Consider the following 26,381-nt stretch of genomic DNA (forward strand, 5'->3'; position numbering starts at 1 on the left):
GTGGCGGTGGTGGTACCGCCGGCACCGGTGGCTTCGGCGGCATCGGCGGAGGAGCCAACGGGGGCGGCGGCGCCGCCTTCGGCGGTGCGGTGTTCGTTCGTGCGGGCGCGACGCTCGTCCTAGCGACGGCAGGGACGACCAACAGCGCTTTCACCAGCAGCGGTGTCACCGCGGGCCAGGGTGTAAGCAATCGGAACGGCGCGGCGTCCGGCTCTGACCTGTTTCTCCAGAGCGGAACGACGACGTTGGCGCCTGTCGCCGGCACCACGCTCAGGCTGTCGGGCTCGATCGCGGACAGCAGCGCCACCGGCGTGCCTAATGTTCCTGGTTCAACCTATACGCCTGGCTCCGGTGCAGGCGGCGGTCTGACGATCGGGGCCAACGGCTCTGCCGGCACCGTTGTCTTAGGCGGGTCCAACAGCTATGCCGGCGCCACGCTCGTACAGTCCGGCACCCTGCTGGTGAACGGCGTCACCGACCCGGCTTCGACCCTGACGGTCAGCGCGGGCGCCCGGTCCGGCGGTTCAGGTACGATCGGCGGCAGTGTTGCCGTGTCAGGCACGCTCTCGGCCGGCGGCACCGCGCTCTCGGACGTCGGCACGCTGTCCACCGGCGCGCTCACGCTCAATGCCACCTCGACCTATCGCCAGGACATCAACGGCACGACGGCGGCCGACCGCATCAACGTCGCAGGCACCGTCACCATCGACACCGGAGCGACCCTCGACCTCGAAGGAGCGACCGCCTTCACCACCGCGGCGGGTCAGACCGTGGGGCTCATCGACAACGATGGTGGGGACGCGGTCACGGGCACGTTCGGCAAGCTCGTCATCAACGGAGGCGTCGCGACTACAACCACGCCCGGTGCCACCTTCACCGCGAACGGGCGCAGCTACCGGATCAGCTACACCGGCAACATCAACGGCAGCACCGTGAGCGCGACGGGCGGCAACGATGTCGTGCTATTCGATGTCGGGGCGCCGCCCCCGCCGCCGTCCGACCCCGATCCTACGCCGGCCCCCGTCGGCCCGTCATCGGGCAACGACAACCTCGTCGGCACGGGCGGTTCCGACACGATCAGCCTGCTCTCGGGCAACGACACGTATACGGGGGGCGCCGGCAACGATCTCGTGTACGGCAACCAGGGCAACGACCTGATCTACGGCAACCAGGACGCCGACACGCTCTACGGGGGCCAGGGTGACGACCGGGCCTATGGCGGCCAGGGTGACGATCGCCTCTACGGCAACCAGGGCAACGACGTGCTGTTCGGCAATGCCGGCAACGACATCGTCTACGGCAACCAGGGCAACGACCTCGTCTACGGCAACCAGGGCGCGGACCTGCTGTTCGGCGGCCAGGGCAACGACGTGCTCTACGGTGGGCAGGGGGCCGACACGCTGGTGGGCGGGATCGGCGACGACACGCTGGTGGGCGGGCTTGGCGCCGACCGCTACGTGTTCGACACGAACTCCGGCCGCGACCTGATCCTGGGCTTCAACCAGGCCGAGGGCGACCGGATCGCGCTGGGTGGGCAGACCTACACGGTCACCTCGGCCCAGAACGGCGACGCGCTGCTCACCCTCTCGGGCGGCGGTGTGGTCGATCTGGCCGGCATCCGGGCCGATCAGGTCAACGCGAGCTACTTCGCCTGACCCGATGACACTCTTGAAGGTCCGGTCCCACACTTGGATCGGACCTTCGACCTCGGGAACGCCATCGTCCGCTTGGGGTCGAGAGCGGCGGTTCAGCGCCAGCTACCCCAATGTCGGCTCATGGCGGATTTTGTTGAAAAACTCGGGGCCGGTCCGAAGGAGCACCACGACCGGCGCCTGCCAGAGAAAATCCTGCTGCCGCGCCGCCAAGGATACGTTGTGATCGTGGCATCGTATGGTCGATGAGAGAAACATGTTCTTCGTCGACCTGTGTTGAGCAATGCTTGGCGCGCCGCCTGGCAGTTTTTCAACAAAATCGGCGCATCTGAGACCTGAGATCCGACCTGAGCCAATGTCCGCTTCTGAGATGCCGGAAGTCTGCTGAATGGCCGAGATGGCGCGCAAAACGGCAGGTCTGCGTCAGTGAGTTGGTCACCGAAGCTGACGTGCCGCATGGGTCTTCAAGGCACGTCAAACGGCTTCTGGTTTCGGCGCGGACACGCCTCAGGCAGCAGAGAAGACCGTCCAGCTTCTTCCCTGTTGTCCTTCCGCAGCGAGTGAAGTGGCGATGATGGAAGGGATCGGCGGCGCGACGAACGTCCATTTGCCGATACTTGGTCCCCCAAAGAGCCGAGCGTCAGCGATGGCCCAATGAGCGTCCAGTCATACGCCCGCAGATCCCGCGTGACTTCGGGAATGGCAGCAATGGCCGTTTGCAGATCTTCAGGCTTGAGCGTCTTCTTGTAGTTCCGTGAGTTCACGGTGGCGCCCTCATGGCCCATCATCGACTCGCGGATGGGATCGAGCACCTGCTGCCGGATCATCTCTGTATTGCCGAAATGCCGAAAGGAATGGAATGTCTTGCGCTCCTCACGGGCCGAAGGCACGGCTTCGTCCAGAACGACCGTCCAGCGCTTGTCGAACAGGTTCGACAAGGGCGTGTTCTCGCCAAACTGCGCGATCTCCGCGAAGATCAGATCGCTTCGTGCACCGGATCTGCCCCGCACGTAATCCAGGAAGCCGAGGCGGATCAGCTCTGGATGGAGTGGCAGCGTCCGACGCGACACCGCGTTCTTGAGGCGCCGTCTGCGTGTCGGCCGGATCTTGAGCGCGGCCTGCTCCACATCGATGTCGCCGAGCTCGAGGTAGACCAGTTCGGACAGGCGCGCGCAGGTGTAGTAGCCCAGGAGCGGCAGCCAATAGACGGCTGCGAAGATCTGCTGCCCCCGTGCAACCCGCAGCATCTCCGCTTCCGAGGCCGTCGACGTCCAGACGGGGTGCGCGAACAGCGTCTTCACCTCGTCGACCTCGAAAGCCGGTCGCTTCTCGCCGTCCCGCTCCGGGTCGATCAGGCGGAAGTCGCCCAGGAGCTCGACCTTCCCGATCGGGCGCTGCTTGGCCCGGCAATATTTCGCGATCGTCGAGAGCTGCGTGATATGCCGGTTCACGGTCGCGGGGCTGAGCCCGACTTTCTCGGTCTGCCCCGCGGCCCGCATCGTTCGTCCGCGCTCGACCAAGTCCGCGATCGGCAGCGCCGCGTCACGTGAACTCTTGCCGTAGGACTTCGGCAGATTCGAAAGGTTCTGGATATAGGCAGCGAGATGGGCGTGCTTGATCTGCCGCAGGTCGTCGGTGCCTGCGATATTGCCCAGCATTGCCGCGACCGACCGGTGCTGACGCTGGGTTTTCTCATCCCAGGTGGTGCCCTTGTGCGTGATGAGTTGTTCGACCACCTCGGTCAGCGAGTTCGTGACCGGACCGGAATCGGCTTCGCTGCCCTCACGCGCATCGTCCAGACCTCGTTGATCGACGTCTGGAGTGCGATCGGTGGCGGCTGGAACGCGATCCTTCCCGTCAAGCTCCGAAGGCCAAGACGATGGCCCTGACGCCTCTTCCGGTGCGGCCGCCTCCGTCCTCGGAGGGTACGACGCAGGGTCTGATGCCGCGGGTGGATGGTTCCGGTCGGCTATAGGGTCTTGGTCGGGTGCCGGCTGGCTGAGGGGAGCGGATTTGAGACCGGCCGGATCTGTATCGCTTCCCTCTGACTGCGGCGGCATGTTTGGGGCCTGGACCTCGAAGTCGCCCCACTCGAAGCTGTCGGCCCCGTCGAAGTCGGATGTGGCCCAGCCCAGCGTGTCGCGCGGCATCTCACCCCTGGCACGCATCGCCGAGAGGTTGGCCCAGGCCTCCCGCGGATCGCGGCGGGCCTCGGCATAGGTCGTGGCGAACTCGCACGAGACGTGCCCCGAAACGGCGGCGAGACCGCGCAGGCACTTTTTCAGTCCGGCTTCGGTCACAGGCTCGCCCATGCTGATCAGCATGGCCTGGAGATAGGCGCGAGGTGGTGTGAGCCGGCCGGTCTCGTCAGGGCGTCCGAGATCGCGCAGATAGCCGTTCACGATGCGGCGGCGGATCGCTCCGCGTTCCGTCAGACTGAAGCCTTCCTGATTGAGGCGCGCATCGAGTTCGCTGTCGTACCCCGCATCGAAGCCGTCCTCGCCTGCGAGCGCCTGCAGACGCCCGAAGATGCGGTACTCTCGCGCACGCCTCTCCATCAGCGCCGGCCAGTCGCCGACGAGCGGATCACGCGGCGGATCGAGGTCGCGCCGCAGGCGCGTCAAGCGCGCGCTTCGCTCCCGGTCGACATAGGCGCGGAGATGGTCACGGATCTGACTGGTGCTACGCATGGCGGGATCGTCCCGGACGCGGAGGCTTTCCGCGTTGAGTGCCCAGCCGAGTGTGCGCGCACTCGCCGGATCGGTTGTGCCCAGGCTGAGAGCAACCGTGGCGGAACTCCCCTTAGCAGAGGCACCAAGCGGTCGTGTCCGCTCATCGCAACGGAATCGCCTACGCCACCAGTATACCGCCCCGCGCCGGTACACGTTAGAACAAATCGTCAACGGCCTGCCCCTGTGGACAAGCGCGTGCAACAGCTCTGCGTACAATCGGCTGGGCCGCGTCGGCGGCCTCGAGCAGATTGCAGTCAGATCAATGACTTAGCGGAGGCTTGGCTGGGGCGCCAGGATTCGAACCTGGGAATGGCGGTACCAAAAACCGCTGCCTTACCACTTGGCGACGCCCCACCGAGGGTGGGCGGTCTCTAACCCTGGATCGGGCCGGTGGCAACAGGTATGGCGACGGCACAAGCGGTGTCGAGCAGGGGGCGCAGATGATCGAGCGGATCGCCATGGTGACCGGGGCGGGATCCGGGATCGGGCGCGCGGTGGCCGGTGCGTTCGCGGCCGCGCATTACGGCGTCGTTCTGTCCGGTCGGCGGCTGGCCCCGCTCGAACAGGTCGCGGCCGAGATCGGCGGTAACACGATCGTCGTCGAGTCCGACGTCACCGCTCCTGACCAAGTCGATCGTCTGTTCGCGAGGACGCGAGAGGCGTTCGGCCGAATCGATGTCCTGTTCAACAATGCCGGCATCTTCACCAAGGCCGCACCGATCGACGAGATCGATCTCGAGGATTGGCGGGCGAGCCTCGACACGAACCTCACCGGCGCCTTCCTCTGTACGCGCGCCGCGTTCCGGATGATGAAGGCACAGGATCCGCGCGGCGGGCGCATCATCAACAACGGCTCGATCTCGGCGCAGGTGCCGCGTCCGCACTCGGCGCCCTACGCGGCGACGAAGCACGCGATCACCGGGCTCACCAAGGCGACCGCACTCGACGGACGCCCCTACGACATCGCCTGCGGGCAGATCGATATCGGCAACGCCGAGACCGAGATGACGCGCGGCTTCGCCCAGAGCGTCCGGCAGGCCGACGGGTCGTTCCGCGCCGAGGCCGTGATGGATGTCCGCCACGTCGCCGAGGCGGTGCTCTACATGGCCGGGCTGCCGCTCTCGGCCAACGTCCAGTTCATGACGCTGGCCGCGACGAAGATGCCCTGGATCGGGCGGGGCTGAGCGCGCCGCTTTTGCGCTGGCGCGACGATCGGCTTACATGCGGGCGACCCGCGCCAGATCCATCGCACCCGCCGCGATCGCCCGACCGGACCCGCGGTTTCCCGAGCTCGCCCCATGCTGATGCAGACCCAGACGAAGACCGACCCCGCCAACCCGGACCCCGTGGCGCGGCGACGGACCTTCGCGATCATCTCCCACCCGGATGCCGGCAAGACCACGCTGACCGAGAAGCTCCTGCTCTTCGGCGGCGCCATCCAGCTCGCGGGCGAGGTCAAGGCCAAGCGCAACCGCGTCTCGACGCGCTCGGACTGGATGGGCATCGAGAAGGAGCGCGGCATCTCGGTCGTCACCTCGGTGATGACGTTCGAGTACGGCGACTGCGTCTTCAACCTGCTCGACACGCCAGGACACGAGGACTTCTCGGAGGACACCTACCGCACGCTCACCGCGGTCGATTCCGCCGTGATGGTGATCGACGCCGCCAAGGGCATCGAGGCGCGCACCCGCAAGCTGTTCGAGGTCTGTCGGCTCCGCGACATCCCGATCGTCACCTTCGTGAACAAGCTCGACCGCGAGGCGCGCGACCCGTTCGACCTCCTCGACGAGATCGAGAAGACGCTGGCGCTCGACGTCGCGCCCGTCACCTGGCCGATCGGGCTGGGGCGCACCTTCGCGGGCACCTACGAGCTCGGCGGCAACCGCGTGCGCCGGCTCGACGCGGCGGACGATGCCGGCACGATTCCCGTCTCCGGCCCCGGCGACGCACTCTTCGACGAGCTTCTGACCGAGGACGGCGCCGCGCAGGCGTGGCGCGACGAGGTCGAACTCGCCGAGGGCGGCCTGAAGGCCTTCGACCTCGCCGCCTTCCGGGAGGGGCACCTCACGCCGGTCTTCTTCGGCTCGGCGCTGCGGAACTTCGGCGTGCGCGACCTGATCGACGGGCTCGCTCGCTTCGCGCCGCCGCCGCGCGGCCAGGATGCCGACAAGCGCACCGTCGAGCCCTCGGAGCCGAAGATGACGGGCTTCGTCTTCAAGATCCAGGCGAACATGGATCCGAACCACCGGGACCGCATCGCCTTCATGCGGGTCTGCTCGGGGCGGCTGCAGCGGGGCATGAAGGCGCGGCTCGTGCGCACGGCCAAGCCCATCTCTCTCTCGGCACCCCAGTTCTTCTTCGCCCAGGACCGCGCCATCGCGGACGAGGCCTACGCGGGCGACGTCGTCGGCATCCCGAACCACGGCACGCTGCGCATCGGCGACACGCTCACCGAGGGCGAGGAGATCGTCTTCCGGGGTGTGCCGAGCTTCGCGCCCGAGATCCTGCGTCGGATCAAGCTCACCGACGCGATGAAGGCCAAGAAGCTTCGCGAAGCCCTCCAGCAGATGGGCGAGGAGGGCGTGGTGCAGGTCTTCGTGCCGCAGGACGGCTCCCAGGCCATCGTGGGCGTCGTCGGCGCGCTGCAGCTCGACGTGCTCAAGGAGCGGTTGGCGGCCGAGTACGGGCTGCCGATCGACTACGAGACCTCGCGCTTCACCGTCTGCCGCTGGGTCTCGTCGGATTCGGAGGCCGAACTCGACAAGTTCGTTGACAGCCACGGTTCCAGCATGGCGCGCGACCTCGACGGGGCGCCGGTCTTCATGGCGACCACCGCCTTCTCGCTGCGCTACGAGGAGGAGCGCTACCCGGCGGTGCGCTTCACCGACATCAAGGACTACCAGAAGCGGGCCGGCTGAGGGCGGACCGGCCGACCCCGTCCGCCCTCAGAACTTGCCGAGCATCGGGAAATCCATGCTTAGGCTCGTCTCGGCCGCGACCGGCGCCTCGCGTCGGCGCGGCTTGCCGTTGAGCACCTGCTTCAGCTTCGACTTGAGCACCGCCATGTCGAAGGGCTTGAGGATGAAGGCGTCCGCGCCCGCCTGGTGGGCGACGTTGATGTCCTCGAAGTCGAAGGACGCCTCCGTGAGGATGAAGGGCGTGTTCATCAGCGCGTCGTCGGCGCGGATCTCGCGCAGGAGCGCGATGCCGTCCATCGGCTCCATCTCCAGGTCGGCGATCACCAGGGCGTAGCGGCGCTCGCGCATCCGTTCCAGCGCCTGAAGGCCGTCCGTCACGCCCTCCACGTCGGGGAAGCCGATGCGGTTCATCAGCATCACCACGAGGCGCAGGAGCTTCTCCTGGTCGTCGACCACGAGGATCGGGGGCGTCTCGCTCATCGGCGTCTACTCGAATTCCGAACGCGGGTTGGGCAGGGAAGCCTCCATGCCCGAACTAGATGAACAGGTGGTCGATGCCCTGCTTGGACATCGCGTCGACCTGGAGGGCGCTCGCCAGGCCGAGGATCGCGCTCGCCTTCGGCGTACCGCGCTGGAACGCCGGCATCAGGTTCGCCTTGGCGAAGTGCGGCTCGCTGGCGGGGCCCCGGACCACCACCTTGAAGGAGTTGACGAACTCGCGCTTGGGGATCTCGCGCCACTCGCAGATCAGCACGTCGCGGTGGCGCTGGTCCTCGGTGATGCGGTTGAAGGTCTCGTGCACGAGGTTGCGCTCGCCCTCGATGACCTGGGCGGCGAAGTTCTGGTCGATCATCAGGAAGCTCGTGATCACCGAGAACTCGTTCTTCTTCTGCGCCTGCCGGGTGATGTCGCCGATCTGGCTGGTGCGCAGTTGCGGCTCCGAGGAGAGGGCGAGGCGCGAGAAGTAGATGAGGTGTACGAGACTCGTCCGCTTGCCGCGCATGCGCCTCCCTCCGACGATCCACCCGCCATCCTAGGACGGGGCGGATAACGGCCCGTAAACGGCCGGGCGCGGCGCGGAGGGACCCGGCAGGTTTTGCCGGGGCGAGGGCCGCATGGATGCCGATCCTGCCGGGTCCGGCAAGGTCCGGGTCAATGAAATCAACGGCTTGGCCGTGGCACGCGGGTTGCGGCCGGCACGGCAAGGCCCAATGCCCGGCCGCTGACGGAACCGCCCGCCATGGACATCTTCGCCGCGTTGCAGACCTCGGTCTCGGGACTGAAGTCGCAGTCCTACGCCATCGGCAACATCTCGGGGAACATCGCGAACTCGCAGACCACGGGCTACAAGCGCATCGACACGAGCTTCGTCGACCTGATCGCCGACCAGACCCCGGGCCGGGAATCCGCCGGTTCGGTCTTCGCTCAGGCGCGCCTCACCAACGCGATGCAGGGCAACGTCATCGCGACCCAGACGCCCACCAACATGGCGATCCAGGGCAGCGGCTTCTTCGTGGTGCAGAATCGCACCGGCGACGCCAACGGGCAGACCGCCTTCACCGGTGTCAACGCCTATACCCGGCGCGGCGACTTCTCGATCGACAAGGAGGGCTACCTCGTCAACGGTGGCGGAGCCTACCTGCTCGGCCAGAACATCGATCCGGCGACCGGCGTGGCCAGCGTGACGCAACCGATCAAGCTGGCGCAGACCACACTGAACGCCAAGGGAACGAAGACGCTCACCCTCGAAGCGAACCTCCCGCTGACGCCGAAGACGAGTGCGTCGGCAACCTCGGGTGTCTCGACCTTCACGCCCGTCACCCAGACCACCGGCGGAAAGACGCAGATCGTCTACAGCGGCGCGACAACCGACGTCTCCAATTTCATCAACAACAGCATCGCCGGGCCGGGCATGACGGTCTACACCGAGAGCGGCGCACCGCTGGCCCTCAACACCCGCTGGGTGAAGACGGCCAATGCCGATGCGACCAAGACGCCGGAAACGCCTGCGACGTGGCAGTTCTACTATCAGGCCGATACGACAGTCGATACGACAAAGTCGAACTGGGTCAAAGCCGATCAGGACGTGACCTTCGACAGCTCCGGCAAACTGAAGGACCCGGCGACCGGGCTTACCTTCACGCCGCTGACCATCAACAATGCCAAGGTCGGAGCCGTGACGATGAAGTTCAACGCCGCCACGCTGACGCAATTCAGCGCCGATTCCGGCGAGATGCGGGCGACCGGCCAGTCCCAGGACGGCTACGGGGTAAGCACACTCAACGACATCACGATCACCGGTGAGGGCAAGATCACCGGCACGTTCTCGAACGGCTCCGTCGTCACGCTCGCCAACGTCGCGATCGCACGCTTCACGAATCCCGACGGCCTGAGCCCCGACTCCAAGGGAAACTACAAGGCCACCGACGATTCCGGGCCGCCGCTCGCGGGCCTGGTCGGGTCGAGCATCCAGGGGGGCAGCATCGAGCAATCCAATACCGACATTGCCGACGAATTTTCGAAGATGATCGTAACCCAGCAGGCCTACTCTGCGAACACGCGCGTCATGTCGACCGCGCAGCAGATGATGTCCGACCTGATCAACATCGTCCGCTGATCCGCCGGGAGGCGTGAGCTCAGGCGACGGAGACGCGCGCGATGGGACTCGATCCGATCAACACGGCGACCGCCGGCCTGCGGGCGACCCAGGCCTCGATCGCGCTCGTCTCGCAGAACGTCGCCAATGCCGGCACGGCCGGCTACGTTCGGCGCACGACGAGCCCGGTCGCGCAGGGACTCGGCAATGCCGGTGTCGCCACGGGCGCCATCACGCGCAGCTTCGACGCCGCGGCGCTGAAGCAGCTGCGGTTGGAGACGGCGGGTTCGGGCTATACCGGGACCAAGGCCGACATCCTCGCCCAGCTCGACCGGCTCTACGGCACGCCGGGCAGCGCGACGGCGCTGGACGGCGTCCTCAACACCTACACGCAGTCCCTGCAGACGCTCGCCATCAACCCGACCTCGTCGGCCGCGCGCAGCAGCGTGGTCGACGCGGCCCAGGCGCTCGCGGGCAAGATCGGCAGCATCGCCGACGACGTGCAGAACCTGCGCAGCGGCATCGAGAGTACCCTCAAGGGTCAGGTCGAGGACGCGAACGCACTCCTCGACAGCATCGCCAAGCTCAATGTTCAGGTCCAGACGGCGGGCGACGGCACGACCCGCGCCGCCCTGGAGGACCAGCGCGACCAGCAGATCAACAAGCTCGCCGGATACATGGACATCCGCGTCATGGACCAGCGCGACGGGTCCGCGACCGTGATGACGAGCAACGGCCTCACCCTGGTCGACCGCGGCGTGGCGGCGGGCCTGAGCTTCGACGGGCGGGCGACGCTCTCGGCGACCTCCGCCTACAATCCGGCGGACAAGCGCGGGGTCGGCACGATCACCGCGACCCTGCCGGGCGGGAGCAGGATCGCGCTCAGCGATCCGGGCACGCTGCTCTCCGGCACGCTGGCGGCCAACCTCGAGCTGCGCGACACCATCCTGCCGCAGGCCCAGCGCCAGCTCGACGACCTCGCGGCGGGGCTTGCCGGCGCGACGACGCAGACCTCCGTCACCGCCACCGTCGCCGGTGGGACGGCGACGCTCGACCTCTCCGCCTTGAAGCAACCGGGTGACAAGATCACCCTGCAGGTCTCCGGGCCGGGCGGCGCCACCCGTACCGTCATCCTGATCGCCTCGGCGAGCGATGACAAACCGATCACCAACTCGGCGTTGAGCAACGACGCGACCGCCTTCGTCCAGACGTTCAAGATCATCCCCGGTGCGCCGCCCGACGCGACGGCCATCAATACCGCGCTGGGTGCACTGAAGGTTGCCGCGACCACAGCCGGTTACCCGGCGGGCACCATCCCGGATCTCGCGGCCGCCGACGCGACCGGCAAGGTCGTGATCTCGGGCACGACCTGGGGGGCGACCGGCGGCGGCGCGACCGTGACGGTGCCGCAATCCCCGACGGATACGACGGCCTACCCGCAGCTTGCCGTCTTCGTGGACAGCGACGGCAACAGGCTCTTCACCGATTCCTTCGACAACGGTTCTCAACGCACCGGCTTCGCCCAGCGCCTCGCGCTGAACCCCTCCATCAAGGCCGACACCGCGGCGCTGACCACGCTCGGCGGCGGCGCGGCGGGTGCGGACGCGACGCGGGCGAACTTCATCTACGACGCGCTGACCGGCACCGCGCGGACGTTCTCGTCGTCGAGCGGGATCGGCGGCCTCTCGGCCCCGTACGACACCACCGTCGTCAAGTTCGCCCAGGACATCATCGCCGCGCAAGGCTCGGCCGCCGCGCAGGCGCAGACTATCGACAGCGGGCAGGGCGTCGCCCTCTCGGCGGCCCAGAGCCGCTTCGCGGAGGGCGCGGCGGTCAGCATCGACGAGGAGATGTCGAACCTGATCGCCCTGCAACAGGCCTACACCGCCAACGCCCGCGTGCTCACGGCGGCGCGCGACATGCTCGATACCCTGCTCCGGATGTAGCGCATGAGCACGATCAGACCCTACGCCGCGGGCGCCTACGTGACCCAGCGCAACACCCAGCAGATCCTCGACCTCAAGGACCAGCTGTCCGTCCTGACGACCCAGCTCGGCACGGGGCGCACCGCCGAGACCTATGCGGGGCTCGGCGTCGGGCGCACCACCAGCCTCGCGGCGCACGCCACGATCAGCGCGCTCGAGGGCTACGACGCCGCGATCGGCTACGGCCAGACGCGCGCGCAGCTCGCCACAAGCAGCCTCACGGCGGTGATCAACTTCGGCATCGACCTCAAGTCGAACCTCGCCAACGGCCTCGTGCGCAGCTCCAGCGGCACGATCAACAGCGCGACGCTCGCCCGCAACGCCCTCGACGCCGCCGTCGATGCGCTGAACCAGACGGGCGCCGGCATCTACATCTTCGGGGGGCGCGACAGCGAGACGGAGCCGGTGGTCGACACGGACGTCATGCTCAACGGCGACGGCACCAGGGCAGGGCTGGCGAAGCTCGTCGAGCAGCAGCGGACCGCCGACCTCGGCACGGACGGGAAGGGCCGGCTCACGACCTCGCTGACGCCGGGCGGCACGACCGTCGGCCTCACCGAGGATGCGAGCGCGGAGGCGCGCGCGAATTTCGGCTTCACGCTCGCGGGCAAGCCCGTGACCACCGGCACGGCGCTGACCGCCAGCTTCACGCCGGCCGACACGACGGCGAACCTCACCACGCCCGTGGGCGGAGGCCAGCGTTTCCGCGCGCTCGTCCAGCTCGCCGACGGCAGCAGCCAATCGATCGAGTTCTACGGGACGAACGGCACTGCGCCGTCCGGCACGACGGCTTTCCCGCTGAGCGGCGATCTCGCGACCGACACCGCGAAGCTGGCCGCGCTCCTGCCCGCGGGCGCCAGCCTCGGCGGCGTGCAGGCGGTGACGCCCCAGGTCGCCTTCAACGCCGAGCCGACCGAGGGACAGAGCTTCCGGGTGGTGGTGAATCAGCCGGACGGCAGCCAGAAGACGATCGACTACCACGCGACCGCCCGGCCGGGTCTCGACGACCCGACCGCGTTCAAGATCCCCTCCGCCTCCGAGTATCCGACCGTGGCCGGAAGGCTGGCGGCCGCCGCGACGCAGCTCCAGGCCCTCGTGGCTCCCGGCACGCTGGCGAGCGTCCAGAGCGCGCTGGCAACGGATGCGGGCGGCAACCCGGTGCTGGACGCGGGCGGTCAGCCACTCCCCACCATCAGCCTGGGCTTCTCGGCCGGCAGCCCGGCGGCGGTCCAGATCGGGCCGCTCACCCAGCAGCCCAATGCCGGCGACAGCATCACGCTCAAGCTCGCCCTGCACGACGGCACCACCACCTCCGTCACCCTGACGGCGCGCGCGGCCACGGCCGGCGGGGGCGCCGCGCCCGGAACCTTCAGCATCGTGCCCGGAGATCTTGCGGCCACGGCGGCCAACCTCAAGACCGCGCTCGACGCCGCGGTGAAGCTCGCCGCCGGCACCAGCCTCTCTGCGCGGGCGACGGCGCGGGCCTCGCAGGACTTCTTCGACGGCACGTCGATCGCGGGCCTCGCGGCGCGGCGCATCAACGCCGCGGGCACCGGCTACGAACAGGCGCCGCAGGATACGACCGTGCAATGGTACCGGGGCGAGGACGCGCCGACGGACCCGCGCGCCGCCGCCACGGTCCAGACCGGCGCCAACAGCACGGCCCAGGTCGGCGTGCGGGCGAACGAGGCGCCGCTGCGCGCGGTGCTCGCCGGGATGGCGACCGTCGTGCTCGGCACGCCCGCGAGCACGGACTCGGACGCCAACGCCAAGTGGCAGGCCATGGCCGACCGTGCCGGGACGCTCGTGCGGGCGGTGAACACGAGCCCGAGCGTGCAGGAGATCGTGACCGACCTCAGCCTCGCCAACACCGCGATGGGCAACGCGAAGGCCCAGAACGAGGCCACGCGCAACATCATGGAGAACGCCATGGCGGGGGTGGAGGCGGCCGACACGACCGAGGTCACCACCAAGCTGCTCGACCTGCAGAACCGCCTGCAGGCGAGCTATCAGGTCACCGCCACGCTCTCGAAGCTCTCGCTCGTCAACTACATGAACTGAGCGACCACGATCCCGCCGCTTTTGCCGGGCTCAGGGGAGGGGGCGCGACCGCCGCGCCGGGGAGATCCGCGCATGGAGCTGGTGCCGCCGTTCCGCTGGCTCGTGCGCGCCGCCGGCCTCGTCCTGCTCGCCGCACCCGCGGTCGCCCAGGAGCCGCCCCGGCTCGAGCTGCCGAGGCTCGATGCGGCGACGCTCGCCCTGCCCGGATACGCCGCGCCCGCCCCGCGCGCCCGCGCCGAGTCCCGCGCGCACGGCCTGGAAACCTGCCCGGCTCTCGGGGGCGGGTTCGTGCGCCTTCCCGGCAGCCGGACCTGCCTGCGTCTCTCGGGTCGCGCAGCGGCAGGGCTCGACGTGCAGGCGGGCCGCGGAGGCGCTGCCGCCCGTCCGGACGCGGGCGGGCGCTTCGCCGTGGATGCGCGCACCGAGACCGATCTCGGATCCGTGCGCACCTTCGTACGGGTCGGGTCCGGCCACCGCTAGGGCGGGCTGCGGGACTTCGCCCGACCGGACGGCATGTGCGCGAGTGCACCGCACGCGCGAGGGCGGCGGATTTCCAGGGAACCTGCTGTTTCCGTTGTGGAAATCTTCTCCAGTGCAAGACCTTCTTGCACGAAACTGCATGATCGGACGAACAGTTTCGAATTATACTACAGTGCACCGCAAAAAACGGGCATTGCAGCGCGCTCGCGCGCTACCAGATCAAGTCCATCGCAATCGAGGACTGCAAGATCCGCGACGAGGCTCGGACACGAGCCGGCCGAACCGCAGATCCGGACGATCCTCCGACGCAAAGGACAGATCATGACCAACCGCAGCACGATCACCGCCGCCCTCGCGCTCGCCCTGGGCCTCGCGGCCTCGCCGAGCTTCGCGCAGACCTTCGACCCGAGCAGCGCCAGCTACAACCGCGACGGCACGCTCAATGTGTGGGGTGCGCATATCGATCCGGTCGGCGCGCGCGGCGGCCTCCTGGGCGGTGTCGGCACCGTGGTCGGCGGCGTGACCGGAGCCGTCGGAGGCATCGTCGGCGGCACGGTCGGCGCGGCGGGTGACGTCGTCACCGGCTCGGTCGCGCCGCGCCGCGTCCCCGGCGCCTACACCGCCTACTGAGCCGAACGGCCCCGACGACCGGCGGGCGGCGGAGCGCGAGTTCCGCCGCCCGTTCGCGTGCCGGTTCTCCGGAACTCGGCACGAGCGGGCGCGCGGGGTGCCCCTTCCGCACCGGAGCTCTGGATCGAGCCGCTTCGCGGCGCTGTCTCGTCCGGGGAAAGGGCGGTGGTTCGATCACCGGATGCGGCAGCCCGCAGAGGATCCGGTCCGGTTCGCTCGTGAATCGCGCCGGCTTGACCGTGGCGGAGAGCGACCGGACCGTGCGATCGGTCCGTGGCCTCGCCGGCACCGCGCTCACAGGCTCCGCGACAGGACCAGCGGTCCGCTGCGCACGCCCCGTCCGTAAGGGGAGGGGGCGATCGAGGGCTTGCCGTAGGTCGTCGGCGTGGCGGCCCGGCCGAGGTCGTCGGCGAGCGACTTGATCAGCGTCTCCGACACGGAGCGCGCCGTGCCCAACACGGCTTGGTTCCGCTCGACCGCCGCGGTGAAGCCGCGATGCTCGGCACGCAGGCGCTCCAGGCCCTCGGGGGCGAAGCGGGCGAGCGCCACGGCGTTCGCCTTCACGGCCTCGAGACGCAGCACGTAGGCGGCGGCGAGCGCGCTCTTCCGCGCAGGGTCGGCGAGGCCCTGGCGCAGGCGGCCGGCCCCCACCGCGCCGCTCTCGTCGGAGAGCAGCGCCTCGAGGGCCCGCATGGCCTCGCTCACGGAGGCCACGAGCGCCTCTGCGCCCCCCCTGTCGGCGACGCGGGGGAGGGGGGGCACGGCGCCCGTCGCCGCGCCCTCAGCCACGGGCCGCCCCATCGGTCGCGCCCTGCAGCTTCATCATCTCGCGGAAGACCTGATCGGCGATGCCGACGCCGCCGCTCTTCACGATCTGGCCGGCATATTCCTTGGTCAGCATCGAGCGGTAGACGCCGCCGCCCGTGCCGTTCTCGCCGAGCGGCCCGTCCGTTCCCTCGGACTGGGTGAGCCGGTCGAGGGAGGATTCGAGGAACATCGACTCGAACTCGGTCGCGGTCTTGCGCAGCTTCGCGGTCGCCTGCGCGGAGGGCTGGGCGCTCGCCTGGCTGGCGGATTGGGCGATGGAGGAAGCGATGGACTTGCCGACGCCGATGGCGGCCGAGGCCGCGAAGGTCGCGAGCGGGAGCATGGGTTGAATCTCCTGTGTCCCTGAGAAATCACATCAGCTCGATCTCGGCCTGCAGCGCGCCCGCTGCCTTGATGGCCTGGAGGATCGAGATCAGGTCGCGCGGGCCGACGCCGAGCGCGTTGAGGCCGTCGACCAGTTCGCGCAGGCTGACGCCCTCCTTGACCAGCGCGAGCTTGTTGCCGTCGCCGGTGTCGACCTTCACGCCGGTGCGCGGCACCACCACGGTCTGGCCGTTCGAGAGCGGGGCGGGCTGGCTCACCTGCGGCTGCTCGGTGATGGTGACGGTGAGGTTGCCCTGCGCGATCGCGACCGTCGAGACGCGCACGTCGCGGCCCATCACGATGATGCCGGAGCGCTCGTCCACCACGACCCGCGCGGTCTGGTCGGGCTCGACCTTCAGCTGCTCCACCTCGGTGATCAGGCGGATCATGTTGCCGTTGTAGCGGGGCGGGATCTGGATCGTGACGGTGGCGGGGTCGGTCGGCTCGGCCGTGTCGGCGCCCATGAAATCGTTGATCGCCGCGGCGATCCGCTTCGAGGTCGTGAAGTCGGGGTTGCGCAGCGACAGGCGCAGCGAGCGGGCGTCGTTCAGCCTGAAGGCGATCTCGCGCTCGATGTTGGCGCCGTTCGCGATGCGTCCGTTCGTCGGTACGCCGCGCGTGATCTTGGCGGCATCGCCCTCGGCCGAGAAGCCGGCGATGGCCACCGACCCTTGCGCCAGCGCGTAGACCTCGCCGTCGGCGCCGAGCAGCGGCGTCACTAGGAGCGTGCCGCCCTGCAGCGACTTGGCATCGCCCAGCGAGGAGACGGTGACGTCGATCCGCGTCCCCTGCGCGGCGAAGGGGGGGAGGTTGGCCGTCACCATCACGGCGGCGAGGTTCTGGGTCCGCATGGTGGCGCCGCGGGTGTTGACGCCGAGGCGCTCCAGCATCGCCTGAAGCGACTGCTTGGTGAACGGGATGTTGTTGAGGGTGTCGCCGGTGCCGTTGAGGCCGACCACGATGCCGTAGCCGACGAGCTGGTTCTGCCGCACGCCCTCGATGGCCGCGAGGTCCTTCACCCGCGAGAGTGCGAGCGCGGGCTGGGCGAGATCGAGCGCTGCGAGCACCACGAGGGACAGCAGGCGGGCGAGTTGGCGGAACGGGAGGGGCAAGGTCTGCATGCCGGCTGTCGGGGCGGTCGGGTCCGGTTCCTCCCTTGCCAGCCGCGTGCCAGGATCGCAGGTTCCGCAAGGTATTGAGGAGAAATTGTTTTATCGAGCACGTCCTCTCGGGGGGGCGGGTGCCGACGGGCTCCCGATCGTGCCGGGTCGGCAGCTTCTGCCGGGTCGTTTACCGCCGCTTAACCCTGCCGACCGTCTTGTCTCGTACCAGGACGCGCCTCCGCGTCCGGAGTAGCCCTGACGATGCGCGTCGATCCCCGCACCGGCCTTCCCGCCCTGTCCGCCCCCGCGGCGACGCGCCGGTCGGAAGGGTCCGCGCGCTTCAGCCTCGGGGCGGAAGCGGGCACCGCGCGGGCGGGTGCGAGCGCCGGCACCGCGGGCGCGGCGACGCTCGCGGGGCTCGACGCGGTGCTGATGCTGCAGACCGAGGCCGACACGCCGCAGGAGCGCCGCCGCCGCAGCGTGCGCCGCGGGCACGATCTCCTCGACGGGCTCGACCGGCTGAAGGCCGCGCTGCTGGGCGGCCGCGTCGCCGCGCAGGATCTGCGCGCCATCGCCGGTCGCCTGTCGGAGCGCGTTGGGGAATCGGGCGACCCGCGCCTCGACGGGCTGATGGCCGAGATCGAGCTGCGCGCGGCGGTGGAACTCGCGAAGCTGGAGAGGCGGCCCGGGGCCTGAACTCCGGACGGCCGCGTCAGGCCGATGAGAGCAGGATCACGCCGCCGATCAGCACGGCGCAGCCGGCGAGGCGCCAGGGACCCGCGGCCTCGCCCAGGATCAGCATGCCGAACAGGGTGCCGACCATCATCGACATCTCGCGCATGGGCGCGACGAGGCTCAGCGGCGCCCCACCATCGAGCGCAGCCAGGACGAGGATGTAGGCGAGCGGCGACATCAGGCCGACGCCCAGCGCGATCAGCCGGTAGCCCCGCATCGCCGCCCAGGCGCGGCGCGGGTCCGCGGCGGCGATCGGCGCCAGCAGCACGAAGCGCAGCAGGTTGTTGCACCAGTCGAGGACGACGGGGGCGATGCCGAGGGCCTTGACGGCGTAGGCGTCCACGACCGTGTAGGATGCGATCAGGCCCCCGGTCGCCGCCCCCCACTGGACGCCCGCCGCGCCGCCGGGCCTGCGGAAGGCGGCGAGTCGCCCCTGCGTCGCGATGAGGCCGATGCCGACGACCACGAGCGCCAGCCCGGCCAGCGCCCGGCCCGACGGTAGCTCGCCGAGCAGCAGAATCGCGCCGAGGCTCGACAGCATCGGACCCGTGCCCCGCGCCACCGGATAGACGACCGAGAGATCCGCTTCCCGGTAGCCGCGCTGGAGACAGAGGCTGTAGGCAAGATGGATGAGCCCGCTCAGGGCGATGACGCCGATCCCCGCCATGTTCCAGGCCGTGCCGCCCCGCATGAGCTGCCAGATCACCCAGGGCGCGTAGGCCACGAAGGCCACGAAGTTGTAGGCGAACACGAAGAGCGCGCCGAGATGGGCCGCGCGCTTCGCCAGGAGGTTCCAGCCGGCATGCAGGAACGAGGCGAGGACGACGAGGGACAGGGAGGCGAGCGTCATGGAGATCTCCCGCAAGCGCTGGTGATCTCGACGTCTCCGCCCCTGGGTTTTTGTCCCTTGGGTGCAGCCGCGGAACACCCGCGGTCTCTGCAACGCTCGGTCCAGCGGCGCGGCGCGCCCGGAACCCTAGTTGCCACTCGGTCGATACGGCGAACTTAGCCGAGGGGCAGGCGCGGGATCAAGCGCCCGCTCAAGTGCTCTCCGCCGGAGTGGAGGTCGGTTCGGCGAAAGAGAGGGCGTTCAAGCAAGACCGTGGAGCCATTCCCGATTGTAACGCGATCGGGGACCGCTCCGAGGCCCGATTGACGCCCCGGCCCCGATCCCCGACAAGGCCGCCGCGACCGGCCCGTCCCCGGGCCCGATTCCCTCCGGCGAAGCGGCCGGTTCCACGGCCGATGCTGTTCAATTCCTTCGTCTTCCTCCTGGCCTTCCTGCCGGCTGCCCTGGCGCTCCACGCGCTGGCCGAGCGCGTGCGGCCGGGCTGGCGCCTGGGCGTGCTGGTGGGGCTGTCCTTCGTCTTCTACGGCTGGTGGGACCCGCGCTTCGTGCCGCTCCTCGGGGCCTCGGTGCTGCTGAACTGGTGGGTGTCGCGCCTGTATCTGCGCGCGCCAGGGCCCTGGCTGATCCCGGCGGCCATCGCCCTCAACCTCGCCGTGCTGGCGCTCTTCAAATATCTCGATTTCCTCACGGATCTGGCAGACCTGATCCCGGGCGTCGACCTTGCCCGGCCCGGCTGGGTGCTGCCGCTCGGCATCTCGTTCTTCACCTTCCACCACATCATGTACCTGACCGACCTGAGGGCCGGCCGCGCGCCCGGCTTCGGGCTGACCAAGTACGCGCTCTACATCGCCTTCTTCCCGCAGGTTCTCGCCGGCCCGCTCGTGCGCTGGAGCGAGATCATGCACCAGTTCGACGAGCGGCCCTACGACCGTCCGGACGCGGCCGAGCGGGTCGGGCGCGGGCTGATGCTGCTCACCGTCGGGCTGGCCAAGAAGGTGTTCCTGGGCGATCCGTTGGCGGCCTACGTCAACCCGGTCTTCCAGGCCGCCGCCGCCGGCAAGGCGGTGAGCCTCGCGGAAGCTTGGCAGGCCACGCTCGGCTTCACCTTCCAGATCTACTTCGACTTCTCCGGCTATACCGACATGGCGCTCGGGATCGCGCTGCTGTTCGGCGTGGTGCTGCCGCAGAACTTCGACGTACCCTACCGGGCGACCAGCCTGCAGGATTTCTGGCGGCGCTGGCACATGACCCTGTCGCGCTTCCTGCGCGACTACCTCTATGTCGGCTTCGGCGGCAATCGCCGCGGTCTCGCCGTGCAGCTCGCGGCGCTTCTCGCAACGATGACGCTCGGCGGCCTCTGGCACGGCGCCGGGCTCACCTTCGTGGTCTGGGGCGCGCTGCACGGGGCGGGCCTCGGCGCGGGCGTGCTCTGGCGCCGCGCGGGCCTGCCGATGCCCGCTCTCGTTGGCTGGGTGGTCACCAGCCTGTTCGTGGTGCTGACCTGGGTGTTGTTCCGAGCCACCAGCTTCGAGGCGGCGCTCGGCATCTACCGGGGCCTCCTCGGCCTCACCGAGCCGGGCTCCGGCTTCAAGTGGCGCGCCCTCCTGCCGGCGGCGCTCGTCGCGACGCTCGGGCCGACCGCCTGGGCCGCCGTGCACCGGCTGCCGCCCCGGCGCGGACTCGCATTCCTGTTCGGGCTCGTGTTCGTGGTCGTGCTCCTGAAGATCGGGGACGACGCGAACTACGAGTTCATCTACTTCCAGTTCTGAGCCATGTCCGCGCGCGCGACGTCAGGCAGAGGCGGAGGCGGAGGCGGGGCGGCCTGGGGCGGCTTCGCGCGGCTTCTCGTCGGCACGATCGCGGTGGTGGCGCTCGGCTATCTCGCGCTCGCCTACGCGGTCGATCCCTACGACAGCGGGCGCTCGGGCCTGTTCTCGGTGGGCGCGGTGCGCCCGCAGGGACCGCGCACCGCCGCGGCCGTCCGCGGGCGCGACCCGGCCTTCAGCGGCGCCGTCATCGGCAATTCGCACATCCAGCTGATCGAGCCGGAGCGGCTGACGCGGCTCACCCGTATCCCCTTCGTGCAGCTCGCGATTCCCGCGACCGGCCCCGGCGAGCAACTCAGGGTCCTCGACTGGTTCCTGAGCCATCACCCCGCGCCCGAGGCGATCGTGCTGGCGCCCGACGATTTCTGGTGCACCGACGATCCACGCCTTGCCAACGACAAGCCCTTCCCGTTCTGGCTCTTCGCCCGCGACCTGCCGGACTACCTGCGCGGCCTGATGCGCTACGCCGTCGCCCAGGAGGTCGTGGGCCGCATCGGCTGGCTCCTGAAGACGCGGCGGCCGCTCGCGCGCGCCGACGGGTGGTGGGACTACGAGCCGGACTACCTCGGTCTCGGCTACGGCCGCGCCCCGGAGCCCGGTCCAGGTCGAGACCCGAAGCGCGCATCCGATCGCGAGCGGCCGGTCCCCGACACGCCGGATCCGGGCCGGGCCGGCCCCTTCCCGGCGGCCGAGCGCCTGCGCGCGGCGCTCGCGCGGGTGCCCGCGCGGACAGCCGTGGTCGCGGTGCGGCCGCCCGTATACCACGCGGCCCTGCCGCGTTCCGGCAGCCCGCGCGCGGCGGCCGAAGCCGCCTGCGCGGCGGCGATCGACGGGGCGTTGGCCACCCATCCGCTGAGCGCCGTCCTCGACTGGCGCCGGGACGGCGCGGCGGCCCGGGACGGGGACCTGTTCTTCGACCGGTCGCACTACCGCCACCCGCTCGCCCGACGCGTCGCGGAGGACATCGCCGCCGCGATCGTCCGTCTGCGCCCCCCGAAGGAGTAGTGGACCGTGACCTCGAAGCCGCAGGCGCGCGAACCCGTGACATCCGGGCCCGAACCTTGCGTTGCGGTCCGTTGTAGCAGCAAAGCGCCTCGACTATACGGCTCGGGACATCGCCGCCGGCAGGCCGCACGCAGAATGTGAGGGCGAGACATGGCGAAGGTGACGCTGGAGGACGGCTATGTTCCGTCCGACGACGAGCCCTTCATGAACGACCGGCAGCGCGAGTATTTCCGGCGCAAGCTGCTGAGCTGGAAGAGCGACATCCTGCGCGAGGCGCAGGATACGCTGGCCGCCCTCCAGAGCGAGAACGAGAACCACCCCGACATCGCCGACCGCGCCTCCTCCGAGACCGACCGGTCGATCGAGCTGCGCGCCCGCGACCGCCAGCGCAAGCTCACCGGCAAGATCGATGCCGCGCTCGCCCGGATCGAGGACGGCTCCTACGGCTACTGCGAGGAGACCGGCGAGCCGATCTCGTTGAAGCGCCTCGACGCGCGGCCCATCGCCACCCTGTCGCTGGAGGCGCAGGAGCGCCACGAGCGCCGCGAGCGGGTCTACCGCGACGACTGATCGGGCGGACGGGCCGCGGGCGCGAAGGCGCGCGCGGAACGCGCCGACCGGATGCACGTCCCCTTCCTGCGCGGCGCCTCGCACCCGCAGCAATACGTCGAGCGGGCGCCGGCCTGGGGCCGCGCCGCCATCGGCATCGCCGACCGCAACACCATGGCCGGGCTGATCCGGGGCGGCGCGACGGCTTCGAGGCGGTCGCCTGGCCGACGGACCGGGCGGCCTACGGCCGGCACTGCCGCCTGTTCTCATCGGGTAGATCCTGATCGTGCCGCCGCCCGAGGGCGGGATCGAGCCGCCAGCGACCATTCTCGGCCGCCTCGCGCGGCTCGCCGCGGTGACCCTGGACGGAACACCCGCCCCGGCGGGAGGGGCCTCGCGCCGACGTGCCATCGGCCGGGTACCGTCGGGGGCGCGGTCTTCCTGATGCTGGAGGACGAGACCGGCATCGCCGGGGTCGTCGTCCGGAGGTCGGTCTTTGAAGGTCCATCGCCGCGTCGCGATGACCGCCCGGTTGCCGGCCGTGCCGGGCCGTGTGAAGCGGGCGGGCGCGGCGGCCCACCGGATAGCCGGGCGGGTCCGCGATCTCGCCGGCGAGCTGCGCCGACTTCGCGAGGGCGGCGTGCGCCTCGATCCCGGGACGAACGATCTCGGCGCGGACGCCGACCCGAGCACCTTCCGCAACTGCGCTCATCGCTGACGGCGGGCGGTCGTCCGGGCGGCAGGTCCAGTCCGCCCGGATCTCGGCGCGTCCGGGGCGGCGGGATCGCCCCGGACGCGCGTCCCGCTGCGCTCAGCCCCGCGTCGGCTCGGCCGCGCCGGCATCGGGCAGGCCGAGCGAGAGCGTGTCGGCCGCGGGTTCCGTCCCGCGCGCCTCGGGGTCCACCTCGCCCTGCCACGTGGCGACCGCCGCGGTGGCGAGGCCGTTGCCGAGCACGTTCGTGACGGTGCGGCCCATGTCGAGGATCTGGTCGATACCCATGATCAGCAGGATGCCCGCGGCCGGCAGGCCGAACATCGGCACGGTTGCGGCCACCACGACCAGGGAGGCGCGCGGCACGCCCGCGATGCCCTTGCTCGTCACCATCATCACGAGGAGCATGGTCACCTGCTCGGCGAAGCCCATCGGGATGCCGAAGGCCTGGGCGATGAACAGGGCGGCCATGGCCTGGTACATCATCGAGCCGTCGAGGTTGAACGAGTAGCCGAGCGGCAGCACGAAGCCCGTCACCCGCGGGCGCACGCCGAAGCGCTCGAGCACCTCCACGGTCCGCGGGAAGGCGGCCTCGCTGCTGGCCGTCGAGAAGGCCAGGATCATCGGCGCGCGCAGGAGGCGCAGCAGGCGCACCACGCCGCGTCCCAGCACCGCCCAGCCGGCGCCGATCAGCACCAGCCAGAGCACGGCGAGGCCCGCGTAGAAGCTCGCGATGAACTTGCCGTAATCGACGAGGACGCCGAGGCCCTGGACGGTGACCACCGCGGCGATCGCCGCGAAGACGGCGACCGGCGCCAGCCGCATCACCGCGTCCGTGACCTTGAACATCACACGGGCGAGACCCTCCAGCAGCGCCACCATCGGCTCGCCGTAGCGCCGGTCGATCGTGCTGAGGCCGAAGCCGAAGAAGATCGAGAAGACGAGGATCTGCAGCACCTCGTTGCCGGCCATGGCCGAGACGATGCTGGTCGGAAAGACGTGGGTGAGGAAGTCCCGCAGGTTCAGCGAGGCGGCCTTCAGGCCGGTCTGCGCGCCGGCATCCGGCAGCGGCAGGGCGAGGCCGGCGCCCGGCTGGAACAGGTTCGCGGTGATCAGACCGAGGGTCAGCGAGACGACCGAGGCGGTGAGGAACCAGCCCATGGCGAGGGCCGCCACGCGGCCGACCGAGCGGGCGTCCCCGAAGCTCGCGATGCCGGCGACGATCGTGGCGAAGACCAGCGGCGCGATGATCATCTTGATCAGGCGCAGGAAGATGTCGGTGACCAGGGTGAAATGGGCGGCGAGGGCCTTCGCCTCCTCGGGTCCGGCCGCCTGCCCGTGCAGGACGGCGCCGACCAGGATGCCGAGCAGCAGCCCGATCCCCGTATAGAGGGTGAGCCGGCCGGATCTCGACCGCTCGGAATCCTGTGCTGTATCGGCGTGCGTCATCGTTCGTCCTCCCGTTGCGTGGTGCTGGATTGAAGGGCGGGATCCGGCCGCTGGCGTCGCGGACACGGATCCCGGGATGGTCGGTCAGGCCGCCGCGATGGCCTGGGCGATGGCCGGATCCAGGGCCTGCGGACGCGTCAGCCGGTCGGGCTGGAGCACCGCGTCGAGCTGCTCGCGTGCCATCAGGCCCTTCTCGAGCACCAGTTCGTAGACGCCGCGACCGGTCGCGTGCGCCTCCAGGGCGACGGCGGTGGCGTTGCGGTAGCCGATATAGGGATTGAGCGCGGTCACGATCCCGATCGACTGCTCGACGCCGGCGCGCAGCCGCTCGCGGTTGGCCGTGATGCCCCGCACGCAGTGCCGGTCGAGGGTGCGGCAGGCCGCCTCGAGATGTGCGAAGCTGCGGAACAGGCTGTAGGCGATCACCGGCTCGAAGGCGTTGAGCTGGAGCTGGCCGGCCTCGGCCGCGAAGCTGATCGTGACGTCGTTGCCGATCACCTCGAAGGCCACTTGGTTCACCACCTCGGGGATCACCGGGTTGACCTTGCCGGGCATGATCGAGGAGCCGGCCTGCCGGGCCGGCAGGTTGATCTCGCCGAAGCCCGCGCGCGGGCCGCTGGAGAGCAGGCGCAGGTCGTTGCAGGTCTTGGAGAGCTTCACGGCCACCCGCTTCAGCACGCCTGAGACCTGCACGAAGGCGCCGCAATCCTGGGTCGCCTCGACCAGATCCTCAGCCGTAACGAGCGGGATGCCGGTGATCTCCGCGAGCCGTTCGCGCACCAGCGCCGCGTAGAGCGGGTGCGCGGTGATGCCGGTGCCGATGGCGGTCGCGCCCATGTTGATCTCGCGGATCAGCAACTCGGCCTCGCCGAGCCGCGCCTCGTCCTCGGCAAGCATGCGCGCGTAGGTGCCGAATTCCTGGCCGAGCGTCATCGGCACCGCGTCCTGCAGCTGGGTGCGGCCCATCTTGAGCACGTCGGCGAATTCGGCGGCCTTCCCCGCGAAGCTGCCGCGCAGGTCCGACATCGCGGCGACCAGCCGGCGGATCGCGCCGATGCCGGCGATCTTCAGCGCGGTCGGGTACACGTCGTTGGTGCTCTGGCCCATGTTGACGTGCTCGTTCGGGTGCAGGTGCCCGTAGGCGCCGCGCTCGTGGCCGAGGATCTCCAGCGCCCGATTGGCTATGACCTCGTTGGCGTTCATGTTGGTCGAGGTGCCGGCCCCGCCCTGGATCAGGTCGACCACGAACTGGTCGTGCAGGGCGCCGGCGCGGACCTCCTCGCAGGCCGCGACGATCGCCGCGCAGCGCGTCCCGTCGAGGAGGCCGAGCTCGCGGTTGGCGAGCGCGGCCGCCTGCTTGATCGCGGCGAGCGCCCGGATCAGGTCCGGGCAGGTGGCGAGGGTGGTGCCGGTGATCGGGAAGTTCTCGACCGCCCGCAGGGTGTGAATGCCCCAGTAGGCCGCCTGCGGAACCTCGCGGTCGCCCAGCAGGTCGTGCTCGGTGCGGGTCGGAGCGCTTCGGGAGGCATCTTGGGGACCTTGGGCGATCTCAGGCACAGCTCTCTCCTCGCGCGCGGAAGCGTTCCAGCGCGCCGTGTGGCAGGACGGGCAGGGGCGAGCGACCGGGCCGCGGGGGCGCGGCCGCTCCGGATGGTGCGGGGTGAACCGTCGGCGCGGCCCGCCCGACCCCCGGGGGCCGGCGGCTGCGCTCGACCGGACGGCGCCTGGATAATCCCGGGCCGCGCGGGCGGCCAATGCTAGTTGCGACCGAAACTATTCCGCATCGGAATAATCTTGCACCGCATCCGCGGCGGCCGCCCAGACGGCGTCGAGGAAGGGCCGGGCGCGCTCGGCGCTGCGGTAAAGCCGGATCTCCATCGGCATCTCGGGGCTGACGATGGCGAGCG

Annotated in this window: 23 protein-coding genes and 1 tRNA gene; 13 read left to right on the forward strand and 11 right to left on the reverse strand. The window is 69.8% G+C overall.

Annotated features, from left to right (window positions below):
- Positions 1 to 1,655, forward strand: a 1,655-nt coding sequence (locus AX737_RS29780; RefSeq protein WP_280949111.1) for a calcium-binding protein, incomplete at its 5' end; no start/stop codon positions are given.
- Positions 1,656 to 1,757: 102 nt separating this feature from the next.
- Here the strand turns inward: AX737_RS29780 and AX737_RS33870 are convergent.
- The 3 genes from AX737_RS33870 to AX737_RS29790 form a co-directional block, all read right to left on the reverse strand.
- Entirely contained in the window at positions 1,758 to 2,060 is a 303-nt protein-coding gene (locus tag AX737_RS33870; protein ID WP_156454050.1) for a hypothetical protein, read from the reverse strand.
- 56 nt (positions 2,061 to 2,116) lie between these two features.
- Positions 2,117 to 4,342 carry a tyrosine-type recombinase/integrase gene (locus AX737_RS29785; RefSeq protein ID WP_066927645.1) on the reverse strand — a complete coding sequence of 742 codons (2,226 nt, stop codon included), beginning with the start codon at positions 4,340 to 4,342 and terminating at the stop codon, positions 2,117 to 2,119.
- Positions 4,343 to 4,663: 321 nt separating this feature from the next.
- Positions 4,664 to 4,738 (reverse strand) — tRNA-Gln (locus AX737_RS29790).
- Positions 4,739 to 4,824: 86 nt separating this feature from the next.
- Between AX737_RS29790 and AX737_RS29795 the strand changes: the two genes are divergently transcribed.
- Both AX737_RS29795 and AX737_RS29800 read left to right on the forward strand, forming a co-directional pair.
- Positions 4,825 to 5,568, forward strand: coding sequence for an SDR family oxidoreductase (locus AX737_RS29795; RefSeq protein ID WP_066927646.1), 744 nt, complete (start codon positions 4,825 to 4,827; stop codon positions 5,566 to 5,568).
- Positions 5,569 to 5,682: 114 nt separating this feature from the next.
- Positions 5,683 to 7,302 (forward strand): peptide chain release factor 3, encoded by a 1,620-nt coding sequence (locus tag AX737_RS29800; protein WP_066927648.1) that lies wholly within the window; start codon positions 5,683 to 5,685, stop codon positions 7,300 to 7,302.
- Between the two features lie 27 nt (positions 7,303 to 7,329).
- On the opposite strand, the gene AX737_RS29805 is transcribed toward AX737_RS29800, so the two are convergent.
- Together AX737_RS29805 and AX737_RS29810 are read right to left on the reverse strand one after the other, a co-directional pair.
- Complete coding sequence (locus tag AX737_RS29805) at positions 7,330 to 7,782, reverse strand: response regulator (protein WP_066927650.1); 453 nt, start codon at positions 7,780 to 7,782, stop codon at positions 7,330 to 7,332.
- A gap of 55 nt (positions 7,783 to 7,837) precedes the next feature.
- On the reverse strand, positions 7,838 to 8,305 hold the full coding sequence (locus AX737_RS29810) for a BLUF domain-containing protein (RefSeq protein ID WP_066927652.1): 468 nt from the start codon (positions 8,303 to 8,305) through the stop codon (positions 7,838 to 7,840).
- 237 nt (positions 8,306 to 8,542) lie between these two features.
- Here AX737_RS29810 and AX737_RS29815 point away from each other — a divergent pair, with 237 nt between their 5' ends.
- The 5 genes from AX737_RS29815 to AX737_RS29835 all read left to right on the forward strand — a co-directional run bounded on the left by AX737_RS29815 (position 8,543) and on the right by AX737_RS29835 (position 15,054).
- Positions 8,543 to 9,919, forward strand: coding sequence for a flagellar hook-basal body complex protein (locus AX737_RS29815; RefSeq protein WP_066927654.1), 1,377 nt, complete (start codon positions 8,543 to 8,545; stop codon positions 9,917 to 9,919).
- Between the two features lie 41 nt (positions 9,920 to 9,960).
- On the forward strand, positions 9,961 to 11,844 hold the full coding sequence (gene flgK / locus AX737_RS29820) for a flagellar hook-associated protein FlgK (RefSeq protein ID WP_066927656.1): 1,884 nt from the start codon (positions 9,961 to 9,963) through the stop codon (positions 11,842 to 11,844).
- A gap of 3 nt (positions 11,845 to 11,847) precedes the next feature.
- Positions 11,848 to 13,944 (forward strand): hypothetical protein, encoded by a 2,097-nt coding sequence (locus AX737_RS29825; protein ID WP_066927657.1) that lies wholly within the window; start codon positions 11,848 to 11,850, stop codon positions 13,942 to 13,944.
- A gap of 72 nt (positions 13,945 to 14,016) precedes the next feature.
- Complete coding sequence (locus AX737_RS29830) at positions 14,017 to 14,424, forward strand: porin (protein ID WP_066927659.1); 408 nt, start codon at positions 14,017 to 14,019, stop codon at positions 14,422 to 14,424.
- Positions 14,425 to 14,745: 321 nt separating this feature from the next.
- The gene (locus AX737_RS29835; RefSeq protein WP_066927661.1) at positions 14,746 to 15,054 is read left to right on the forward strand and encodes a hypothetical protein; all 309 of its coding nucleotides are present in this window, start codon (positions 14,746 to 14,748) and stop codon (positions 15,052 to 15,054) included.
- Positions 15,055 to 15,348: 294 nt separating this feature from the next.
- On the opposite strand, the gene AX737_RS29840 is transcribed toward AX737_RS29835, so the two are convergent.
- Genes AX737_RS29840 through AX737_RS29850 form a run of 3 tightly spaced genes read right to left on the reverse strand, consistent with a single transcriptional unit; the run spans position 15,349 to position 17,366 of the window.
- Positions 15,349 to 15,816, reverse strand: coding sequence for a hypothetical protein (locus tag AX737_RS29840; RefSeq protein ID WP_238229371.1), 468 nt, complete (start codon positions 15,814 to 15,816; stop codon positions 15,349 to 15,351).
- 19 nt (positions 15,817 to 15,835) lie between these two features.
- On the reverse strand, positions 15,836 to 16,204 hold the full coding sequence (locus AX737_RS29845; RefSeq protein ID WP_066927665.1) for a rod-binding protein: 369 nt from the start codon (positions 16,202 to 16,204) through the stop codon (positions 15,836 to 15,838).
- Positions 16,205 to 16,232: 28 nt separating this feature from the next.
- Positions 16,233 to 17,366 carry a flagellar basal body P-ring protein FlgI gene (locus AX737_RS29850; protein WP_197430773.1) on the reverse strand — a complete coding sequence of 378 codons (1,134 nt, stop codon included), beginning with the start codon at positions 17,364 to 17,366 and terminating at the stop codon, positions 16,233 to 16,235.
- Positions 17,367 to 17,609: 243 nt separating this feature from the next.
- Here AX737_RS29850 and AX737_RS29855 point away from each other — a divergent pair, with 243 nt between their 5' ends.
- Positions 17,610 to 18,044, forward strand: a complete 435-nt coding sequence (locus AX737_RS29855; RefSeq protein WP_066927667.1) for a flagellar assembly protein FliX — start codon at positions 17,610 to 17,612, stop codon at positions 18,042 to 18,044.
- 16 nt (positions 18,045 to 18,060) lie between these two features.
- Here AX737_RS29855 and AX737_RS29860 read toward each other — a convergent pair whose 3' ends face one another.
- Positions 18,061 to 18,933, reverse strand: coding sequence for a multidrug DMT transporter permease (locus tag AX737_RS29860; RefSeq protein ID WP_066927669.1), 873 nt, complete (start codon positions 18,931 to 18,933; stop codon positions 18,061 to 18,063).
- Between the two features lie 395 nt (positions 18,934 to 19,328).
- Here AX737_RS29860 and AX737_RS29865 point away from each other — a divergent pair, with 395 nt between their 5' ends.
- The 4 genes from AX737_RS29865 (at position 19,329) to AX737_RS29880 (ending at position 23,031) form a co-directional block, all read left to right on the forward strand.
- A complete protein-coding gene (locus AX737_RS29865; protein WP_066927671.1) occupies positions 19,329 to 20,702 on the forward strand; it encodes an MBOAT family O-acyltransferase in 1,374 nt (457 codons plus the stop codon).
- A gap of 3 nt (positions 20,703 to 20,705) precedes the next feature.
- Entirely contained in the window at positions 20,706 to 21,764 is a 1,059-nt protein-coding gene (locus AX737_RS29870) for a hypothetical protein (RefSeq protein WP_066927673.1), read from the forward strand.
- A 150-nt stretch (positions 21,765 to 21,914) separates the two neighbouring features.
- Positions 21,915 to 22,334, forward strand: coding sequence for an RNA polymerase-binding protein DksA (dksA, locus tag AX737_RS29875; RefSeq protein ID WP_066927675.1), 420 nt, complete (start codon positions 21,915 to 21,917; stop codon positions 22,332 to 22,334).
- A gap of 475 nt (positions 22,335 to 22,809) precedes the next feature.
- Entirely contained in the window at positions 22,810 to 23,031 is a 222-nt protein-coding gene (locus tag AX737_RS29880) for a hypothetical protein (RefSeq protein WP_066927676.1), read from the forward strand.
- Positions 23,032 to 23,124: 93 nt separating this feature from the next.
- On the opposite strand, the gene AX737_RS29885 is transcribed toward AX737_RS29880, so the two are convergent.
- Entirely contained in the window at positions 23,125 to 24,474 is a 1,350-nt protein-coding gene (locus AX737_RS29885) for a dicarboxylate/amino acid:cation symporter (RefSeq protein ID WP_197430774.1), read from the reverse strand.
- A gap of 84 nt (positions 24,475 to 24,558) precedes the next feature.
- Positions 24,559 to 26,031: an aspartate ammonia-lyase gene (gene aspA, locus AX737_RS29890; RefSeq protein ID WP_238229373.1), complete on the reverse strand. Its 1,473-nt coding sequence runs from the start codon at positions 26,029 to 26,031 to the stop codon at positions 24,559 to 24,561.
- Positions 26,032 to 26,381 lie beyond the last annotated feature (350 nt).

It is taken from the genome of Methylobacterium sp. CCH5-D2, from assembly GCF_001556475.1.
In the GTDB taxonomy this organism is placed as follows: Bacteria; Pseudomonadota; Alphaproteobacteria; order Rhizobiales; family Beijerinckiaceae; genus Methylobacterium; species Methylobacterium hispanicum.

Excerpts from the sequence above, each read along its gene's own strand:
- AX737_RS29815 (WP_066927654.1), top strand. The coding sequence starts at position 8,543 with ATGGACATCTTCGCCGCGTTGCAGACCTCGGTCTCGGGACTGAAGTCG.
- AX737_RS29850 (WP_197430773.1), bottom strand. The coding sequence starts at position 17,366 with ATGCAGACCTTGCCCCTCCCGTTCCGCCAACTCGCCCGCCTGCTGTCC.
- AX737_RS29800 (WP_066927648.1), top strand. The coding sequence starts at position 5,683 with ATGCTGATGCAGACCCAGACGAAGACCGACCCCGCCAACCCGGACCCC.
- AX737_RS29805 (WP_066927650.1), bottom strand. The coding sequence starts at position 7,782 with ATGAGCGAGACGCCCCCGATCCTCGTGGTCGACGACCAGGAGAAGCTC.
- AX737_RS29795 (WP_066927646.1), top strand. The coding sequence starts at position 4,825 with ATGATCGAGCGGATCGCCATGGTGACCGGGGCGGGATCCGGGATCGGG.
- AX737_RS29810 (WP_066927652.1), bottom strand. The coding sequence starts at position 8,305 with ATGCGCGGCAAGCGGACGAGTCTCGTACACCTCATCTACTTCTCGCGC.
- dksA (WP_066927675.1), top strand. The coding sequence starts at position 21,915 with ATGGCGAAGGTGACGCTGGAGGACGGCTATGTTCCGTCCGACGACGAG.
- AX737_RS29830 (WP_066927659.1), top strand. The coding sequence starts at position 14,017 with ATGGAGCTGGTGCCGCCGTTCCGCTGGCTCGTGCGCGCCGCCGGCCTC.
- AX737_RS29835 (WP_066927661.1), top strand. The coding sequence starts at position 14,746 with ATGACCAACCGCAGCACGATCACCGCCGCCCTCGCGCTCGCCCTGGGC.
- AX737_RS29785 (WP_066927645.1), bottom strand. The coding sequence starts at position 4,342 with ATGCGTAGCACCAGTCAGATCCGTGACCATCTCCGCGCCTATGTCGAC.
- AX737_RS29825 (WP_066927657.1), top strand. The coding sequence starts at position 11,848 with ATGAGCACGATCAGACCCTACGCCGCGGGCGCCTACGTGACCCAGCGC.
- AX737_RS29870 (WP_066927673.1), top strand. The coding sequence starts at position 20,706 with ATGTCCGCGCGCGCGACGTCAGGCAGAGGCGGAGGCGGAGGCGGGGCG.
- AX737_RS29885 (WP_197430774.1), bottom strand. The coding sequence starts at position 24,474 with ATGACGCACGCCGATACAGCACAGGATTCCGAGCGGTCGAGATCCGGC.
- flgK (WP_066927656.1), top strand. The coding sequence starts at position 9,961 with ATGGGACTCGATCCGATCAACACGGCGACCGCCGGCCTGCGGGCGACC.
- AX737_RS29845 (WP_066927665.1), bottom strand. The coding sequence starts at position 16,204 with ATGCTCCCGCTCGCGACCTTCGCGGCCTCGGCCGCCATCGGCGTCGGC.
- AX737_RS29860 (WP_066927669.1), bottom strand. The coding sequence starts at position 18,933 with ATGACGCTCGCCTCCCTGTCCCTCGTCGTCCTCGCCTCGTTCCTGCAT.
- AX737_RS29865 (WP_066927671.1), top strand. The coding sequence starts at position 19,329 with ATGCTGTTCAATTCCTTCGTCTTCCTCCTGGCCTTCCTGCCGGCTGCC.
- AX737_RS29855 (WP_066927667.1), top strand. The coding sequence starts at position 17,610 with ATGCGCGTCGATCCCCGCACCGGCCTTCCCGCCCTGTCCGCCCCCGCG.